Genomic DNA, 17,844 nt, shown 5'->3' with positions numbered 1-17,844 from the left:
GACGCAAGGACGGGTCGTGAGCTCGTGCGCTCGAAACGGCAAACCAGCGCTGTGATGCGGCAAAACGTGCCGAAAAGGACGAGCGCGCCCTCAAGCAGCCCCGGCACAGGCGTGCAGCACCAGCGTTGAGCGCCTGACGACATCTACCAAGAGGGCTTGCGCTTGCTTATGTTCAGCGCACCACCAAATCGCTTCCCTTATGTTTAGCGCACCCCTCTGTTTCATACAGATTCTCACGTGCATAACAGACTCCAGCCAAAAACAATCCGTCATCACTTAATACAAAATCCGAGAACGACACGTTCTCGTCGTCGTTTCTTACAAGAATCACAGGTTGTCTATCTTTAATATTGTAGCTATAGATATGTTTCCCTATAAGGATAAACTCACCGGCATTCTTCAAGAGCACAATTCCATGAATAGACCTATATATGTTATAACACTGAAAGTTGTCCCGCTTAGCTTGGACAGCTGTTTTTTGTGTGCAGGACGGTCGCTTAAATTCCGGAATTGGGGGCGGAAAAACTTCCTCGCCTTGTGCAACCCGCTGTATTGTCTTGGAAGCGTATTTTTTTAGGCGTAGTCCATACTTGCGGTAACCTGCGAAACCGCCGCTGTCGCTTGCTTCCCAAACCACAACACTTGCACCATCGGGCGAGAAGTCGTACGCAGTATGATTCCAATTCCTAGCTCGAAGGGGAGAGCAAATCAAGTCACAGTGCAGCGACATCTCTTCGCCTCGCCTATAGCTCAGCAGCATCTGCTCGGTGTGGCGTAGTTTCAACCGGAAGTGGAGTTGATTCGGTTCCTTCCAAAGTAATTCGCTTATATATTGCTCTGCGGTCACCCCCGCAGCAGATGCAAGGGCTGTAATTTGGTAGAAGAAAATAACGTCTCTGACGTCGCTCTTGCTTGGCATGCTGTGCCTGCCCTTTCCCTCTCGACTTCCCAAGCCGGGAAGCACAAACCCCTGGGTCTATTTACCTCGCCCCCGCCCCTTCTTCGCCCCCGCCGGCGGCTCGACGTACAGCGTCTCTAGGTCGTGGGCGATCGCCAGTGACTTGTCGCTCCAGCACTTATCGCGCACACGCTCTGGCCAGATCTTGTAGGCCAAGTGCGCCCAGTCGTACTCGCCAGCCTCCAGCTTCTCCGAGATCTCCTTGAGGCGCTTCTGCCAGGGTTTGTGCTGGAACAACTTCCACAATGGGGCGGCAGTGATTTGCACGCCGTCGTTGAGATTCGGCTTCCAGAACGCTGCCACCCTCAGAAGCTCGGCGCGGAAGTCCTGAAGCTCCTGCTCCAGGTCGGTCAGGCGCTCCAGCTCCTTCTCGTCGGCGCGGATCCTGCCGCTCTTCTGGCGCAGCCGTCCCAGTTCGTCGCGTACCTGCGCCAGCTTCGGGTCGACGAAGTCGTTGACACAGGAGTACAGCGTCTGGTCGGTAAGGCGGTGGTAGTAGAGCCAGAGCGTATAGCTGCCCGAGGGTGTGGAGAGCGGCCAGTAGATCGGCGCCTGGCGGCGGCTCTTGGAGTAGCGCTGTAGGTGGTCGGCGAAGAACAGAGCCGGCTTGCGGAAGTACTCACGCAGGGTGCGGACGCCAAGGATCTCGCAGGCTTCCTGCTCGATCACCTCGGCGCGCTCGTTCCAGATGACCTGGATCGCCTCGCGCACGCGGCACTCGATGTCCTCGGGGTGGCCCTCGTCGTCCACCAGGATTCCTGGCCAGCAGATCCGCAGCGGGTACGGCGAAGGCACGTCGCCGGGCATGGCAGGCAGGCCCTGGTCGTTCTGGAGCATGCCCGGCGGGCAGACCGGCAGCGGCGCAAAGGGATCGGACAGCCCGGGCGCGGACCGCTCGCCCGTGGCGTAGCGGATGTCCCAGCGACCGTAGGCACTGCCAAGACAGTATGAAAAAAGTTCAGCCGCTGTTAGTTGCAGCTCTAAACTATGCACGTTTCTCTTAGCAAAGGAAGATGTGACGACATCAATTACTGCTTGGAGTTTTAACCCGAAGAGATGGGCAATTAGTTCCAATTTGCGATCAACCATTTGGGCGTTTTTTGTGACAAACCTAGATCCTCGCCCAATCTTGACTTTAAGCGATGTAATTATCGCTGAATCAGTGTCCATGAATTGTGTTAATATCGACGAACATGTTTCCTGCGTCGGGACCTCTGATGGGTATGCATATACTGATGGTCCCATTAACTCGCTTAACATCTCCTCCTCTTGCTTGGTTAGTTGAAGTATGGCGTCTACTATGGTTTCGATTTGTTCCTGTTGATCGGCGATATCTCTGCAAATATCTAAATGGGATAGAATCCGTGCAGTTGTCGATCCTGTTACTCCGCCTTGGATTATTGGAGAGACAAAGCTCCTGGCAGTCTCGTCTGTTGTGAACAGCAGCCTTCTGTTTGAAACAATATTCTCAACAAGTTTTGCAAGCCGCGATTGACTATCAACACCAAGCGGAGGAAATGGTAGACGATTAACCATCCCATTTGTATAGTTACGAGCGGCGGTGCCAGACACGGAAGAGTCACCACCACCAAGACTCATTTCAACAAGGAATTGACCTGCTCGTGAAAGCATGAGACCGAGGTAGCATAGAGGGCTTGCCTGTGTCTCAAACATAATGGCAAGGCCACCTGTTGAAAATACGCAATCCCTTGGCAATACTCTAGGCCCAAAACTACTGGTGGTCCGAAGGGGGTAGGTAAGGCCGGGCCGGAGATAATATCCTGGGTTTCGTATATCTCCACCGGACAGAAGAATCGAGGCGCCCTTATCTTTCCAGTGAACAAGAAGATGTATGTCGTCCCAGTATGGATTCCACTCACCGCCTTTTGCGAGGAAATGCCAAGTGCCACCCTTACCTATAGCTGAAGGAATAACTTCCCATGCAGTTCTCAAATATCGCTCGTCGTCTGATGTATTAAGCCCCTTCAGTGCTCGAACACCATGATCTTCTAGTGGCGTCCAGGAAAGAATTTTCTGGGCAAGACTATCCTCTATATTGTAAGCCATTACAGCGGCCGGAAAGTCTGCAAAAACAGACGGTTTGCGAACAAAGACATTTGTGCTGCCATTTCTGGCGTTTGCCTCTTCTACATTGAATTGAAGGGCAGTTTCCTTGTCAGCAAAATCCAGGCACGATATGAAGACGCAAGAATCCTTGGCGGTTAAATCGATTACACTTGCAGCCGCCTCAACAATGGCGGCATCGAGAACACCATAACCTAAGTCGGCCACACATGCCAGGGTGCGATTTCTGAGCAAATACTGTGTTCTCCAGCCTTCAAAGCTAGACAAACTCATCAAAGTCCGAGTAGCTAAAACACCAATGACCCCCCCAAAGCTCATCAATTGTATAACTCGCTGAACCATAGCAGCGGCTAGGTCTAGTTTCCCTTCTGGAAAATGCTTATCGATAAACTCCTTTGTCTTCGTTGAAGCCAATCCAAACGGCGGATTCATCAGCACAACGTCGTAGCGTTTACGGCACAGGTCAATGAACGCGAAGCCGCGGGCTGCGTCGTCGGCGAACAGGCGGCGGCGGTAGGCGCCCTCGCCCTCAGCAAATGCCGCATAGTCCTTCAACGCGGCGTCGATGCGCTCCTCGGCGTGTGTCCAGAAGGTCGCGTCGGTGATACCCGAGGCGTCCAGGCCCAGCGCCCGCTGTGTAGTGCGCTCGGCTTTGTCGGCGAAGAAACTGCTCTGCGCCAACTTCGGCCCCTGCCGCCACTGCTTCTTCGCCTCGGCGACGATCGCGGTAATCTCGTCCTCGATCTTCAGCAGCGAGCCGGCCTCGCCCGCCAGCGCCATCGCGTCGAAAACCTGGCGCAGCATCCAGGCGACGACCTTGTCCTCTGCATTGCCAGAGAGGTGGCGGGCGATAAACTCCTCCAGCAGATCTTTGTCACCTGGCATCGGCTCGGCGCAGACTACGTTCGTGCGCTTGATTTGTGGGCGCTCTTGCGGCTTGAGGCCCTGATCTCGCCAGCTCTTCTGGGCGCGCAGCCACAGCGAGAGCCCGGCGATCTGCACGGCGCGCGGGTCGATGTCCACACCGTGGATATTGCGCTCGATGATCAGCCGCGGTACATCGCGCAGAAAGGAAGCCTTGTCCGGGTAGGCTTCGTGGAGCGGGGCATCCATCGGCGCGCGCGCCAGCGCCTTGGGGCCGCGCTCGCCCTCTAGCTTCCAGGCTTCATCGTAAATTCGCTCGAACAAGTCGAAAGCGTACAAGCCGAAGTGCATTGATCCACAAGCCGGATCGAGCATGGCGATCGCCCGCGGGTCTTTGAGCGTGCGATGTGGAATGTAGACGGGCTGACGCAGCAGACGTTCTTGCGACGGATTTTCGGTAGAGTCCTGCGGCGCAGGCGCCTTCTCGCCAGAGTCAAGGAATATCTCGTTTGGTCGACGCACCAAATAGCGGCAGCTCTCCTTGAGGCTGGTCTCGCCCTTGGTCATCTCGTACCAGATCCGTCCGAGCGTGTTGTCGGTCAAGAACTCGACCACATAGCGCGGTGTGAAGAACTGGTTGCGCACGGCCAGCTCGCGACTGTTGCGCGGGGCGGTCGAGGCGTCGCGCATGGCCTTGCGTTCTTCCTTACTGTTGAAGTATTGGTAGATCCAGCCGATCGTCTCGTCCTCGGCCCATAGTGGCTCGATCTCTGGGTGGTTGACCAGATCGAGCAGCGCCAGCAGCGCCGTCTCGCCGGGGAACAGCCGGCCCTCTGGGGCAAAACGATCGAATAGTACGAGCAGGTCCACGGCGAACTCGTCGAACAGGCTGAACAGGTAGATACGGTAGGCGTCGCCGGTCTCGCCCAATGCAGCGCTGGCCAGGCGGGCGTAGAGCTGGAACCCGCGCGACTGGTAGCCAGCGGTGACGGACTCAATCAGCAGCCCGCGCGCCTCAGCCATGCGCAAGGCGCAGAGGCGGTTGAGCACGGTGAACGCCTGCTCGCGCACGATCCGCTCGATCGTATCGCGGCGGCTCTTCGCGGGAAGCCGCGCGAAGCTGGGCAGGTAGTGCTCGGCAGTCTCGCGCAGCAATTCGGCCGTCTGCCGCTCGGCGTCGCTTATGCCAGCAAGGCGGTCGACAGCGGTGACCTCACCGCTCGTCGGGTCGATTCCGTAGTTTCGCTGGAGCTGGCGAGTGAACTCCTCGGTCAGCAGGGTACGCGCGTCGGTCACGAAACGGGCCAGCCGGTTGCGGGTATTCTGATCGAAAGCCATGATAGTTAGTTCTCCAGCTCAATCGTGACGTCGACATCCGCCGCGTACAGCATCTTTTCGCGCAGCTCCTGAAGCTGGCTGATCAGTGTGTCTAAATCAGCAACACTGCGCAAGCGCGGTCGCAGCTGCACTTTCTGGGCGAACCGTAGCTGTTTTTCTCCTAGCTCGCCATCGCCTAGCTGTTCTTCGTCACGCTTCCGGCGTTCCTCCTCCTCACGCTCCGCCCGCCGCTGATTGCCCCGTTGCTCGACGCTCTGTTTGAGGGCGCGCACACGCGACTGAATTGCATACTCCTGATTGAGTAGCTGCTTGATGCCCTGCAAGGCGCGTGGCGGGTCGATCGCCAGATCGTCAATTTGCGCCAGCGTCGAGGATTGTTCCTGCTGGGTCAGCTCGCTCCACACGCCAAGCTGTTGCAACTCCTGCTGGGCCTCCTTCAGCCGCTCGTGCTGCGCCCCGGCCATCTGCTCGGCGGTAGCGGCCACACGCGCCTTGATCGTCGTGAGCGCGCTCCGCAGATCGGCAGCGTGCTTCGCAAACCCGGCATAGGCCAGCCGCTGCTCCACCAGGTCAAGCTCGCCGGCCAGATCAGCACACAGCTGGCCGGGAATGCCACTGTCGGGCAGCGCGCCGATCTCCTGGCGGTGCTGCTGGAGCTCGCGCACGGTCGGCTCAAGGCCATTCTTGAGCGCCGTGTCGACCTCGCGCGCCCAGCGCAGCCGGTCGTACAGCACCGACTCGACCCCGCCGAGCCGCTGCGGCGCGTCGGAGCCGTCGGTCGAGAGCACATCGGCCAGCTCCTGGGCCAGGTCGCGAACCGCCTCGGCGCCTGGCAGGCCGAGCGCCTCGAGCCGCGCGGGCAGCGACCCGTAGCGGAGCTGGAGCTGCGGGAAGGATTTCGTCGCGGCCTTGCTGATGTCGTCCTCCAGCGGGATGACCGTGTCACCAGAAATGTCGGTGAGCCGTTCAGCGGCACGTCCCAGTACCTCGTTCGAGGGCTTGCTATTGCGCAGTGCTACGCCCACGGTCTTGAACGACTGGTTGGTCCGCAACGCGTCGATCGCCTGCTGGCCGTTGACTGTCACCTCACGACCGGAGACCTTGAGCGTAATCTCCCCGGCCACCAGCAGTGCGGCCAGCATGTAGCGCAGGGTATCCGGCGACCAGCCGAATGGCGCGTCAGTGAAGATCTCTGTGAGGCGCTTGCCGTCCACCGTACCGTTACGGTCGATATAGTCGCGGATGCTGATGAGCGCCTTGTGGGCGGTCTTGATCTGCGGCGTGCCGCCGCTCACTTGCACCAACCCAAGCGGATCGATCGTGGAGGTGACTGCGCGCAGGTTGCCGACCTTCAGAAACTTCTCAGCCAGCGTCGTCTCTGCACGGACCGGCGCCTCTTTGTAGCGGTCGAACACCTGCCCAGCGACTTCAATCATGTGCTTGTCGGATGCTTTCTGCAGGTCATGGTCGAGCGCATCGACCGCCGTCGGGCTCCCGCGGAAGATGAACGAGCCCTGGCTGAGCTGGCGCCGCAGTAGGCGGGCCAATTCGTCTTTCAGGCGGTTTGCGCGATCCGTCTGGGAGGTGCAGTAATCCTTCACCTCCTGGTCGGGGTCGTTACGGTAGCGCTGGACGATTTGCTCGCAGCGGTAGATCTCGTTGGCGCGCTCCTCGATCTCGGGCGACATCCGGCCGAGCAGGAGGATCGTGTGCTGGGCGCTGCGCTGGCGCGATTCGTCCAGCAGCCGCGTACGCGCCGCCTCGTAGCCGGATGGATCGACCAATTCCACGACCGTTTGTACCGTCTCGCGATCGCCGGCGATGGGGTATAACTGCGCGCCGATCTGGGCCTTGATGCCGCTCTTGACTGTCAGTGTGCGCTCCACCTGGGCCGAGGGAAGATCGGCGAACACATCGCGCAACGCCTCATTCCGAATGCGGAGCGTATCCATGCCGCGGAGCGGGATCTGGAGCCGCTCCTGGTCGATCTCATTCAGTTTCTCGCTGAAGAAACACAGGTTGCCATCCTTTTCGCCGAACGGCACGAAGGCATCGCCGATCAGATCCGTAATGGCCGCGTCCACCGCGTCACGCCGAGCGGGCGCGTCCACCGCTGGATGCATCAGGCTGGTCACGTTTTGCGGCGTGACCGGCATGTTCTCCAGGATCTGTAGCACCGCCACCGTCTTGGCGACCTCAATGTGGAGTGGCGAATCGAAAAAGCGCTCCTTGGCCTTCTCCACCGCCTTATGAATGGAGGGCTCGGCGCGGCGGATATCCTTTTCCAGCGCGTCGTAGAGCGTGACGGTCGTCGCCAGCCAACCCACACGCTGGTCGGCCACTGGGTCACGGCCAGCCGGCCCTTCGACCAGGATATCTTGGATGACGCGGATGGCCGAGCGCAGCCCAATGCCGCCCGTGGATTTTGCTAGCGCAGCAAGCAGGCGCAGCAGAATTTCGAAGTGCGCCGGTAAGAACGGATAGAGATTAACGAAGGTCGTACGGTCAAAGTCGGCATCGTAGAAGCGGGCATCCTGCAACTTGGTGTTGTGGCGCAGCGCCTGGCCGTACTGGTCAAAGAGCGCACCGAGTTGACGCTCGCCGGCGGATGACTTGCCAAGCAGACGGCGATAGCAGATTTCCTTAATATCGCTGGACTCCAGCTCGATCTGGATCGGGAAGCGATCCTTGAGCTTGTACAGCAGCGGTGAGTTCAGCGCGGCCTTCGCGTCGTCCTCGGTGAGGGTCTGCTGGGCCGTGCCGATAATCCAGACCTTGCCGTCACCGATCTCCTTGAGGTTCTTGGCCAGGCCGTCCAAATTCAGGATGAGATTCTGGCGCGCGCCGACATACTGCCCCACCTCGTCGATGATGAAGATGATTGACTGCTTGCCGGTGTGCTCGCGCACGATGTCGATCATCTCCTTGACGCGATCGGTCTCGAAGCGCACGAAGTCGCCGGTCTCCGTCGTGAACGCGCTGGAGGATTTGAAGAGCGCCGGGTAAAGCGTATGCGCGATATCTGGAATGAGGCTATCAATCACCAGCGGGTCGTCTTTGATGTCCGGCCAGGCGCCAATGTTCGCCTGCTGTACGAGGTCGAGGAACTCCTGATAGCGCCCGTCACGCTTCAGCCGTCGCTCCAGCGCCGCGACCTTGAGGTTGCTTGAGTAGCCGGCCCACTGAAGCACCTTGTAATACAGCACGGTGGCAACATCTTCCATCGTCGCACCGGCGAGCATCTCGCTGGCCAGATCGAGCAGCACCACCGCCGCAGAGTAGCGGCCGGCCAGCGTGTTGAGCAGCGCGCGCGTCTGCGGTCGGTTCAGCCGGTCCTGCAAATGGCGCAGGAAGCGCACCCCATCGACCTGCACCCGGTCGTCGAGCGCGAGGCCGAGGTATTTGGTAAACGAGCTCTTACCCGAGCCGTAGAACCCCGAGACCCACACGCCGACCTCATTCCCGCCACCGTGATCCATCGCGGCTTGCATGCGCGTGAGCAACTTGTCGAACTGCTCCTCAATATGCTCCGTCACGATGTACTCAGTGATCTCGGCCCGCAGCCGTGCCTCCTGCGCGGCGTTATAGGTGATCACTTTCTCAATCGTGCGGTAGATATCCTTGGCCGGGTCAAACAGGGTTTTGATACTCATGGCAGAATGCTTTCCTTGTTGTTTAGCCGCCGACGTGAACCGAGCGGTAATTGCCGTCTTCGGGGTAGAAGCCCAGGAACTTCAGGCGCGACTTACCGGTCCGCTCGCCGGGATAGAAGAAGATCGTTGGAATGGCAAACGAGCCATACAGAAATGTTTCGATCGCGCCGATGCGCGTATACGGGTGCAGCGCCTCAAGGTCGGTGACCAGCAAGATCGCGCGCCGATTGTCCTTCAGCTGTTCCAGGCGCGCCTTGAGCCGGCCATGCAGCGTATCGTCGCCAGTCGTCACCGCGGTCGTGAGTGCCTTGTTGGTCTTATCCCAATCGAGCGGCGCCTTGCGATCGGCATTCAACCAGAGCGCACGCCGTGGGGTCGCCTCCAAGATCGCGGCCACCTGCTCGGCGATCGAGAAGCGCTGCACATCCCAGCCGTCGTTGAGCAGCCGCGCAGTCCATGCCGGCAGCGCCCGCTTCACATCGAGGATGTGGCGCGGGTGGAAGACCAAGTAATAGACCGGCTCGAAGCTGGCGTGCCCAAGCTCGCGGCCCTGGCGTACGCGCGCCATCAGCTCGTCAAAGTGCTCCGTGAGCAATTGCATCGATAACCTCGTCGATCGTCTTGTACTGCCATCCGATATGGGTCACGCCGCCCGCCGTCTGCACAATGATCACGCCTTTGAGCGCCAGACGCTTCAGCTCACTCAGCACGTCGTTCGGCTCCAAACCAAACAGTGCCCAGTCCGGATCGGCAAGCAGCCGGTTATCACCAAGCCCGGCGAAGTGCAGATCGTGGGCAAGGATCGCGACGACCCGCGGCTCGATCCGGTAGGGTAGAATGCGGCGCGCCGTGCGATGGCCGCGTTCCAGGAGGCCGAAATCCGCGCAGCAGCCGGTTACGTAGCGGGCCGCCCGGGTAATGGTGCTATCGGACCAGGGTGTAGTCGTTTTCCCATCCTGGTTGGCGCGGGTGATGAACGTACGCGCCGCTTCATTGTCGAGCGTATCTCGGCCGGCTGCATAGGCGCGCCAGTAGACTTGGCGCACGAAGTCGGCCAGGATCGCGTGGGCGCGGCAGGTGTAGAGAAACATCAACTGCTCGAGCTCACGCCGCGACATCACCGGGCTCAGCGCCTTCAGCAGCCGCGCTGGCGCCCCCTTATCCACCAGATAGCGGAGCGCGAACCCGTCGGATACCAGATTCTCAAGTCGGCTGGCGGACATGCTCGGGAAGCGACCGGACTCGCGGGCCGTGCGGGTGAGCGTGCTGGTATCCATGCCGTCGCGCCACAAGTCGAGTAGGATGACCGTCTCCTCGATCATCCCCAGTCCGGCCGCCAGCCGGACGGTATAGGCTTTGTCGTGCGCCACCATCATAGCTGATCCGTAAAGAATGGAAAGACCTCGTCGCCGTTGTTGAACGCCTGCGCATACTGCGCTGCCACCGCACGCCAGGTTCGCGCATCGCGCAGGCTGCGTGCATCACCGATGCGCGTCGGGCCAACACCCGCTGCACTGGTCGCGCGAGCCATGTTCTGGAGATGCTGCAGTGCAACCTCTTTGTTCGTAACCGTTGTCGCGACCCGCTGGGCGACTGCGGGCTGTTGCAGCGCCTGATGGATACCCTGTTCGATATCCTCTGGCAGGCGAAACAGGTGAAACACCCGACCGACGCCGATGCGTTCGTCGTGAACGAGGCTCGCCGCGCGCGTCACGCCCGTCGTCTGTGCCAGCAGCTGGGTTCGCCCAAACACCGGCGCCAGAAACGCACGGCTTTGCGCAGAGAAGAAGGAACTTTGCCACCAAGCATACTGTTCTCGTTCACCAAGAAATCCGATAGCCGCCCGCACAATTGCCAGCGTCTCAAGTTGTGTGGCTTCCATATATACCTCTTGAGGGACTTCCATCATCCAGAAAGTATCACAGGCCCTCGCCCACATATGCGGACGGAACTATGTCTTGTTCGATTAGATCGCTCCGGTTCGCGGAAAATATGGCACATGCACCAACTCGACGGCCCGTTGCTTCGCCGCCTCACCACGCCGGTCGTAGCGCGAGGTCGTTGCCGGATCTTCGTGCCCGGCCAACCGTTGCACCGTCGTGATATCCGCGCCGGCGTCAAGCAAGCTGCTTATGAATGTCTGCCGCATATCATGCGGGGTGAATGGTGCTACCCCCGCCTCGATCGCTCGCGCGGCGCAGATGACGGCGATTGCCTGGTCGGCGAGGCGGCGCACGACGAGCCGGCCACCTTTGGTGATTCCATAGAATAGGGGCCCTGCGGCTCGCCCACGCGTGATGAGCCAATCGTCGAGCGCGGCCTTTGCTCCGCCGGCCACATAGATCAGGCGTTCTTTCTTCCCGTTGCCGCTGCGAATGGTGAGCGCTCCGGTGGCCGGATCATAGTCGGCAAAGTCGAGTGCTACCGCCTCGCTGCGCCGCAGCCCCGTCCCACGAAGGAGCGCGATAATCGCAGCGTCCCGCGCGCCGGCCGGTGTGAGATCATCAGCACATACGCGCATGAGGCTTGCAATCTCGCCATCACCGAGCGTGCGACCGCGCGGCCGCCGCGCACCCCGGACGTTCTTGAGGTCGCTGGCCTGGTCGTAGTCATCGGCGCTCATCTGCCCAAGCCGCCGCGCCTCCTTGAGCACGCGCCGGAGCGCCGCCAGCAGCTTGTTGGCCGTCGCTGGGGCATAGCGTTCCTGAAGCGCGGCGCGGATAGCGGCCGTATGCTGGTAACGCAGGCTGGCCCACGGAACAAAGAGGCAGCGTACATCTTGCCCAGCCTCGTTCAGAGTCTCGCCCACGCCGAGCAGTTCGCCGATGATGTTGAGCGCCGTGCGCATCGTGCGGCGCGATCCATCACTGAGACTGGCGAGGTAGACCGCAGCTGGGGACTGGTCGTTGGCGACTGGGGTATAGACCGGAAGGGCAGCCGGGAGCGGGGCGAGGGCCAGGTTGTCGGCAACTGGATCGGTGGTCATCTTTGCGCCGTAATATGTGGGAACAGTCGTTCCCGTGACAAATATAGCATACCACTGCGCCGCCTACAAGCCATCCGGGGATCCTTTCGCGGAGCGAATCAGGAACATTTCCGCAATCAAGTGGCAGAGCAGCAGCGGGCCAGCGATATATCTACAGATGAGAACGTTACGATAGAGGTTCGAAGATACGGGTATGCTATCCTGCGCTTCCATATGAGGAAGGGCTGTGTAGCCAACCTGGAAGATAGCACAGATTTGCTGCCAGGCGGTGAGGCCGAGGAAACCCCCTGCCAGGGTTTCGCGCCATCTACCACCGTGGACATCAGGAACGAGATCGTTATTTGCGTGCATGGCACGGGAATGCCTTACAGCATCGGACGAATCTCATTTCACATGTCCCAAGAGTGTACTGGCGCGAGACCCTGCATGTATTGCCTCTAGGCCAGCCGCCGACGTTCCGTTGAAGTCGCCGGACTCAAGGTAGGTGCGCGTGATGGTGTTCAGGATATCGGATTTCGATAGGTTAGTCATGCCCTAATTATACCTTGCGCCCGCAAAACGAGCCTACCCTTCGATTTGCTCGATCAGCTCGCCCACTTGCCGGCTTTCAGTCGGCGGATAATGGGCTCGCCCTCGGGTGGCGCGGCGTGGCGCGCGGGGTCGAAAGCAGCGACGGCCGCCGCTACCAAAGGCCCTCGCTGAGGTACTGGAACGGATATGGGGGGCTACCGGCGTAGCCCCTCCTATGCTGAGCATTTGATTGTAATAAAGCCGGGCAGCACTGCCCGGCTTTCGACTATCGGCCCTTCCTGGTGGTCTGTCGGTACGTCGTGCTCGGGCTCTTCTTCACGGTGCTGTTCGAGACGAACTTACCCGTTTTCGCGCTTTTGTTGACTTTTCCTGGCATTTGCCATCACCTCCCTTCCGTTGAGTAGTCGTCGGTTCGCGGTGCGGAATTTTCTTCGAGTTACACCGAGTAGGAGTAATAGGAACTGCAGCCATAGTCGTAGATGGATATCGAGTTACCGCTCACAGATCCTTCAAAGTGCTTGCCTTGTCCATAATCGTAGCCGCTGAATTTGTTATCTTTCATCTCCAGAGAGACATGGCATTTGCGGCCATAATCATACAAATCGGGCAAAGTCCCGGAGACATGGCATTTTCTATCGTAGTCGTACACCTCCACATTTTTGCCGCTGATTCTCCCACTTATCGAGACATGCTTCGACTGCGCGTAGTCATACACGGAGTCACTCAGCCTGTTTTTGACAACACCGGCGGCAATTAGCGCGATGCATGCACGGATACTATCTTCCATAGTTTCGCCTCGTTAATCTTCAATTTGCGTTATACCATAGCTGCCCCTGATCTTCGGGCACCACTGAATGCGTCCCCGCCGGAACCAGAAATGCGCCCGGCAGTCCTTCTGGCGCCAAACCGATGGGTGGAGCGTGGCCGTTCCATCCTCGTGCCGCGTCAGGCGCCAGCAAGGCCGCTCGTCAGGAATCAGGTTCATATGGAGGGTGCGGCCACAGCCACACGGGCACAGCATGGCCGCTTGTTCCAGAAAGCCGTCTTCCTGGACGATGTAGAGGGTTCGTTTCCGAAGACGCGCCGGCAGGCTTTCCTCGGCGACCACCGTCCGGTATGACGGACGGAAGTGATCACGCAGCCAGCTTCCAAGGGGGGCAAACCAGCGCTTTGGCCAAGCGATCACGTGATCCGCCTTTCCGCCAGTTCCATCAAGCCCAGCAAGGGCGTGGTATCTCCCTTGCCGACGTGCTTATGCAAGATCCCGCATTGCCCTTCTTCGGGTTCGGGAATCAGCTCCATGCTGGACAGGCTGAACGTCACGCTTGCATACTCGCGGTTTGGCTCTTCACGGTAGGGATGGAGCCGTGCCAGCAGTTCGTTCACCACAAGTGACGCTGCGAACATATTGACGCTGATCACCGCAGGCCGATGTGCAACGACGCCGGCGATATAGCCATCCTGAACCTGGTGGGCGTGCGCCTCGGGATCGTGGCGCCGCAGGCCTGCCTCGCCGACCTGCTTCATGGTAAAGAGCCCGCGGCTCATCAAGCTCGACCGGCCTGGTTGGAGATAATGGACGGTGCCGCATACTTCCCGGATTCGTCCCTTGTCGGCGCCATCCGGGACGGCGTCCAGCCTCACGCCGATATCGAAGTACGGGATAGTGTAGTAGGTCGCCAGCGCGTTCAGCAGGAAGCGCCCATCGACGGTGTCCATACTTCCAATAACGACATCGCACTGCGCGACCGCACGGACTACAGCAGGATCCCAAAGGTTTTTCCGCAGCGTAATGACCTGGGTGCCCAGCTCCGCCCGCTGAACAGCGTCTCCCAGGACATCTACCTTCGGGCGCTCCTCGCGCACGTCCTGCATCGTGGAGTTCAGGATACGATTGACGTTCCGCTCTTCCATCTGGTCATCGTCAACCAACACCAACTCCCCTACCCCCAGCCGGAACAGCTGCTCGACCACAGGACTGCCGGTTCCCGAGCACCCGACGACGGCAATCGAGAGCCTGCGCAGCCGCTCTATCGTGCCCTCGTCGAAGACCTGGGCGTGCGAAGCCACGAAGCTGGGCAGGTCCGCGCTGCCGGCCTCTGGATACCAGAAGTGCAGATCGGCGCCAACGACATTGATAGCGTCGAGCGGCTCAAGCTCCCCCTTGCCCCAATAGACGCGGCCGAACATCTGCCCGCCGGGCAGCATGACGGCGCTGCCATGGGGAATATCCGCTTCGACCCAGCCGTGAATCATCGGCAGGAGTTGAGCATCACCCGCGTCGTCTGTTGAAGAGAACGCAGCATACCCCGCCGGATGACTGTGGATCTTGATGACCGAGAGCTGCTCCGCCGCCGCGCGGTCGAGCACGGACTCGATCAGCTCTGGAGGCCACGTGACCCGCACGGCCGTACGTTCCGAGCAGGCCTCATATGGAACTTCTTGAATATCGCGTACCATCAGCCGATGCCGCCGATCGCCGGCACGACGGCCGCACACAACGAGCGCCACGGCTTCCTTGCCGTCGCCGGGGAAAAGGAACCGCCGCAGGCGTTCGTGCTGCTCGGCAGTGAAGCTCAGTGTCACCGGTGGCTTTTTCATTTGTCGAACTCCCGTTGCAACCAATCCTCGATCAGGATGATATGGCTGCCGAGGTTGTCCTCACCGGGCTTCCACGGGTTGGTGGACGTACGGTGACGAGACCAGCGCTGGAATGTCTTGCCATCCAGCTGCTGGGGCGATTCGGTGGCGCCGATTGACTTCCCGTCTTTGCGCGCGAGCGCGGGGAAGAAGTAGACCATGTTCAGCTCGGTCATTGGGTAGCCTGTCTCCATGCGGATCGCCACCGTCACGATAGTGTGGTTGTAACCGTCGTGGGTAGGGAAGTCGTGGATCAGCACCCACTGGGAGCCGTCCACGACTGTTTCCCACGGCAGGCCATAGTCCTCAAGGAACTTTTCATCCTCTGGCAAGAGGTCGAACTGCCGGCGGAGATCCATGATCAGCCCTCCGTCTGGTCGCGCGGCAGCGCCTTGAACTTCTCCACGCCGGGGTGACGGAGATCGACCTTCTCGTCGAGTTCGACCTTGCGCGGCCGCTGGCCGGCGATCTTCACCCGCAAGGTGTAGTTTTCCGGTGGCGTCAGCCCGGCCAAGGTCAGAACCTGCCGGCCAGTGATGAATTCCTCATGCACGACGAACGGCTTGCCGTTGACGAGAATCCGGTAGCCGCGCGCGCGCGGCGGCTTCTTGCCTTCACGGGCGTACTTTTCCAGGTCGACGATCTCGTCCAGGATTTCCTCCTCCAACGTGCTGGTCATTTCCGTTTCCTTTCCATAGCATCGGTTGCAGACGTAGGCAGGCCAGCAAAGGAGCTGACTGCCACATTGCTAATTATAGCACGCGCGCTAAGTTCGTCAAGCAACAATCAAGCATGCTTGATTTATTTAGCAATCGTGGTAAACTAACTATGGGCGTATGCTGCCGCCCGCCCCAGCCTAGTAGGAGGATGGATGACCGATGACAGAGGGAACCAAAATCGCACGGAGGTGTTTGGCGCGTACCTGAAAAGCTTGAGGACTGGCCTGAAGATGTCGCTCCGGGAGGTCGAAGAGGCGACGGGAAAAGAGATATCCAACGCCTACCTCAGCCAACTTGAAAACGGGAAGATCTCGAAGCCGTCCCCCAGCATCCTGCACAGCCTCGCTGGCGTGTACAGTGTGCCGTATGAGAAGCTCATGGAGCGTGCTGGCTACCTCCCCTCATCAGGAGCGGGTCGCACGGAAGGCGCGAAGCACGGCCGTGCTGCGACCTTCTCGATCGAGAACCTGACAGAGGAAGAGGAAAAGGAACTTCTCGACTATCTTAACTGGTATCGCAGCAAGAGGGAGAAGTCTTGAGGAAGCCCGACGACTGCACCCTGACACCACAACAGTACGCCAAGGTTCGTGCGGAGGCCGAGCGCGTCTTGCGAAAAGCAGATGCGCTCGGCCGGTTCCCAACCCCGGTTGACGACATCATGGCCGCCGCCGACGTCGAGGAAGTTCGCGAGGACGTGCTCAATGAAGGCTTCATCGCAAAGATGCGTCAGAAGGCCGGCGACGCACTGAAGCGCGCCCTGCAGAAGGTCATCGGCTTGTTCGATGCCCGCTCCCGGCTGGTATTCATCGACCGAACCCTGTACATCGTAAAACAGACCTTTCTCAAGCTGCACGAGACCGGCCACGGCTTCATACCCTGGCAGCGGGATCTCTACGCGATCGTCGAGGACTGCGAGCAGAGCCTTGACCCCGAGATTGCCGACCTGTTCGACCGCGAGGCCAACGTGTTCGCTTCCGAGGTGCTGTTCCAGTTGGATACATTCGCCGAGGAAGCCGAAGAAAGGGGGTTCGGAATTCTCACACCGGTCAGGATGTGCGGCAAGTACGGTGCTTCGATCTACGCCTCCGTCCGACAATACGTGTCAAAAAACTGGCGCGCCTGTGTCGTGCTGATCCTCAACCCGCCGGAGTTGGTCGCTGGAGATGGCTTCAGAGCGACGCTTCGCCGCAGCGTCCCATCGCCCCGCTTTCTCGAACTGTTCGGCCACATCCAATGGGAAGAATATTACACCCCCGACGATGAAATCGGCGCCATGATCCCCGTCGGCCGGCAGCGAATGACAGACAAACGCATCCTCATACTGCTTGACTGCAATGGCGTCCGTCACGAATGCATTGCCGAAGCCTTCACGAACACGCACCAGGTCTTCATCCTGATCCATGCGGCGAAAACCCTGACGGCGACGACGATCATTCTCCCGACCCGTGCCACTAGTTGACTTTACGTTCCCTCTTGGTTAAACTAAGCGAAGCCGCTATGCGGGGCAATCGATATCATTGACGGCGTCCTAATGCTGAACAGCATGAGATTCGTCTCGATTGTGTCCAGAGCCAGTAACCCCAGGAATGGTTCTTTAAACCGCTTTCGGATGCACTATTTCAATAGACCCAGCCCTTGGTGTCACCTTCGCTTACTCCACCCTTCTTCAGCAGCTGGCGGAAACGCCGATCGACACCGTGCGCACCATCTATTGGTCACCAGACAATCAAAAAGCAGTTTCCGCTGGAACCAGCTAGGCGCGACAATGAGCGCGAAGGCCATCAGGGGCGCGAAGACTTCATCTCGCCCTTGACGTGTCTAGCAACGATTTGCGGCAACCAGCACGCGCTGCTTGTGCGCGAGCAGGTCAGCCGCCGCCGCGGGGACGTCGGCGATCGCGATGCTCTCACCACTATCGAGCCGCCGCATCTGGTCGCCGTCGCGGTAGATCAGCACTGCCCGTGGGTCGGCCTCCAGCGCTTTCTGGATGGCTTTGTGCTCGGCGAGCGAGGTAGGCGTTGTGGTTATGGCTGCTTTCGACATTGGTCTCTTCGATTGGCGGCGGCCAGT

The 17,844-nt window shown here is 59.6% G+C and carries 15 protein-coding genes; 2 read left to right on the top strand and 13 right to left on the bottom strand.

The features are described 5' to 3' along the window. Positions 1-172 precede the first annotated feature (172 nt). The 12 genes from M1P90_RS36860 to M1P90_RS36805 form a co-directional block, all read right to left on the bottom strand. Positions 173-919, bottom strand: a complete 747-nt coding sequence (locus M1P90_RS36860) for a hypothetical protein (protein ID WP_483704905.1) — start codon at positions 917-919, stop codon at positions 173-175. A 57-nt stretch (positions 920-976) separates the two neighbouring features. Then, positions 977-5,245, bottom strand: coding sequence for a BREX-1 system adenine-specific DNA-methyltransferase PglX (pglX, locus tag M1P90_RS36855; protein ID WP_483704903.1), 4,269 nt, complete (start codon positions 5,243-5,245; stop codon positions 977-979). Between the two features lie 5 nt (positions 5,246-5,250). Then, on the bottom strand, positions 5,251-8,898 hold the full coding sequence (gene brxC / locus M1P90_RS36850; RefSeq protein WP_483704901.1) for a BREX system P-loop protein BrxC: 3,648 nt from the start codon (positions 8,896-8,898) through the stop codon (positions 5,251-5,253). 22 nt (positions 8,899-8,920) lie between these two features. Next, on the bottom strand, positions 8,921-9,499 hold the full coding sequence (locus M1P90_RS36845; protein WP_483704899.1) for a BREX protein BrxB domain-containing protein: 579 nt from the start codon (positions 9,497-9,499) through the stop codon (positions 8,921-8,923). Next, positions 9,474-10,274 (bottom strand): BrxA family protein, encoded by an 801-nt coding sequence (locus M1P90_RS36840; RefSeq protein ID WP_483704897.1) that lies wholly within the window; start codon positions 10,272-10,274, stop codon positions 9,474-9,476. Before M1P90_RS36840 ends, M1P90_RS36845 begins: the two co-directional genes overlap by 26 nt. Continuing rightward, positions 10,271-10,780, bottom strand: a complete 510-nt coding sequence (locus M1P90_RS36835; protein ID WP_483704895.1) for a BrxE family protein — start codon at positions 10,778-10,780, stop codon at positions 10,271-10,273. The genes M1P90_RS36840 and M1P90_RS36835 overlap by 4 nt, the downstream gene beginning before the upstream one ends. An 84-nt stretch (positions 10,781-10,864) precedes the next feature. Further along, on the bottom strand, positions 10,865-11,884 hold the full coding sequence (locus M1P90_RS36830) for a tyrosine-type recombinase/integrase (RefSeq protein WP_483704893.1): 1,020 nt from the start codon (positions 11,882-11,884) through the stop codon (positions 10,865-10,867). 967 nt (positions 11,885-12,851) lie between these two features. Continuing rightward, positions 12,852-13,202, bottom strand: coding sequence for a hypothetical protein (locus tag M1P90_RS36825; RefSeq protein ID WP_483704891.1), 351 nt, complete (start codon positions 13,200-13,202; stop codon positions 12,852-12,854). A 12-nt stretch (positions 13,203-13,214) separates the two neighbouring features. Continuing rightward, the gene (locus M1P90_RS36820) at positions 13,215-13,601 is read right to left on the bottom strand and encodes a ubiquitination-like system serine protease family protein (RefSeq protein ID WP_483704889.1); all 387 of its coding nucleotides are present in this window, start codon (positions 13,599-13,601) and stop codon (positions 13,215-13,217) included. After that, entirely contained in the window at positions 13,598-15,016 is a 1,419-nt protein-coding gene (locus tag M1P90_RS36815; protein WP_483704887.1) for a ThiF family adenylyltransferase, read from the bottom strand. Before M1P90_RS36815 ends, M1P90_RS36820 begins: the two co-directional genes overlap by 4 nt. Next, positions 15,013-15,414 carry an E2/UBC family protein gene (locus M1P90_RS36810; RefSeq protein ID WP_483704885.1) on the bottom strand — a complete coding sequence of 134 codons (402 nt, stop codon included), beginning with the start codon at positions 15,412-15,414 and terminating at the stop codon, positions 15,013-15,015. Before M1P90_RS36810 ends, M1P90_RS36815 begins: the two co-directional genes overlap by 4 nt. 2 nt (positions 15,415-15,416) lie before the next feature. Beyond that, complete coding sequence (locus M1P90_RS36805; RefSeq protein ID WP_483704883.1) at positions 15,417-15,734, bottom strand: multiubiquitin domain-containing protein; 318 nt, start codon at positions 15,732-15,734, stop codon at positions 15,417-15,419. A gap of 192 nt (positions 15,735-15,926) precedes the next feature. On the opposite strand from M1P90_RS36805, the gene M1P90_RS36800 reads away from it, so the two are divergent. Both M1P90_RS36800 and M1P90_RS36795 read left to right on the top strand, forming a co-directional pair. Then, positions 15,927-16,313: a helix-turn-helix domain-containing protein gene (locus M1P90_RS36800; RefSeq protein WP_483704881.1), complete on the top strand. Its 387-nt coding sequence runs from the start codon at positions 15,927-15,929 to the stop codon at positions 16,311-16,313. After that, positions 16,310-17,233, top strand: a complete 924-nt coding sequence (locus M1P90_RS36795) for a hypothetical protein (RefSeq protein ID WP_483704879.1) — start codon at positions 16,310-16,312, stop codon at positions 17,231-17,233. The genes M1P90_RS36800 and M1P90_RS36795 overlap by 4 nt, the downstream gene beginning before the upstream one ends. 359 nt (positions 17,234-17,592) lie before the next feature. Here M1P90_RS36795 and M1P90_RS36790 read toward each other — a convergent pair whose 3' ends face one another. Further along, entirely contained in the window at positions 17,593-17,817 is a 225-nt protein-coding gene (locus tag M1P90_RS36790; RefSeq protein WP_483704877.1) for a hypothetical protein, read from the bottom strand. Positions 17,818-17,844: the final 27 nt, after the last annotated feature.

The organism is Kouleothrix sp. 19917 (assembly GCF_057073505.1).
The sequence above is the reverse complement of the archived record's forward strand: the minus strand, read 5'-3'. Positions and strand labels throughout refer to the sequence as shown.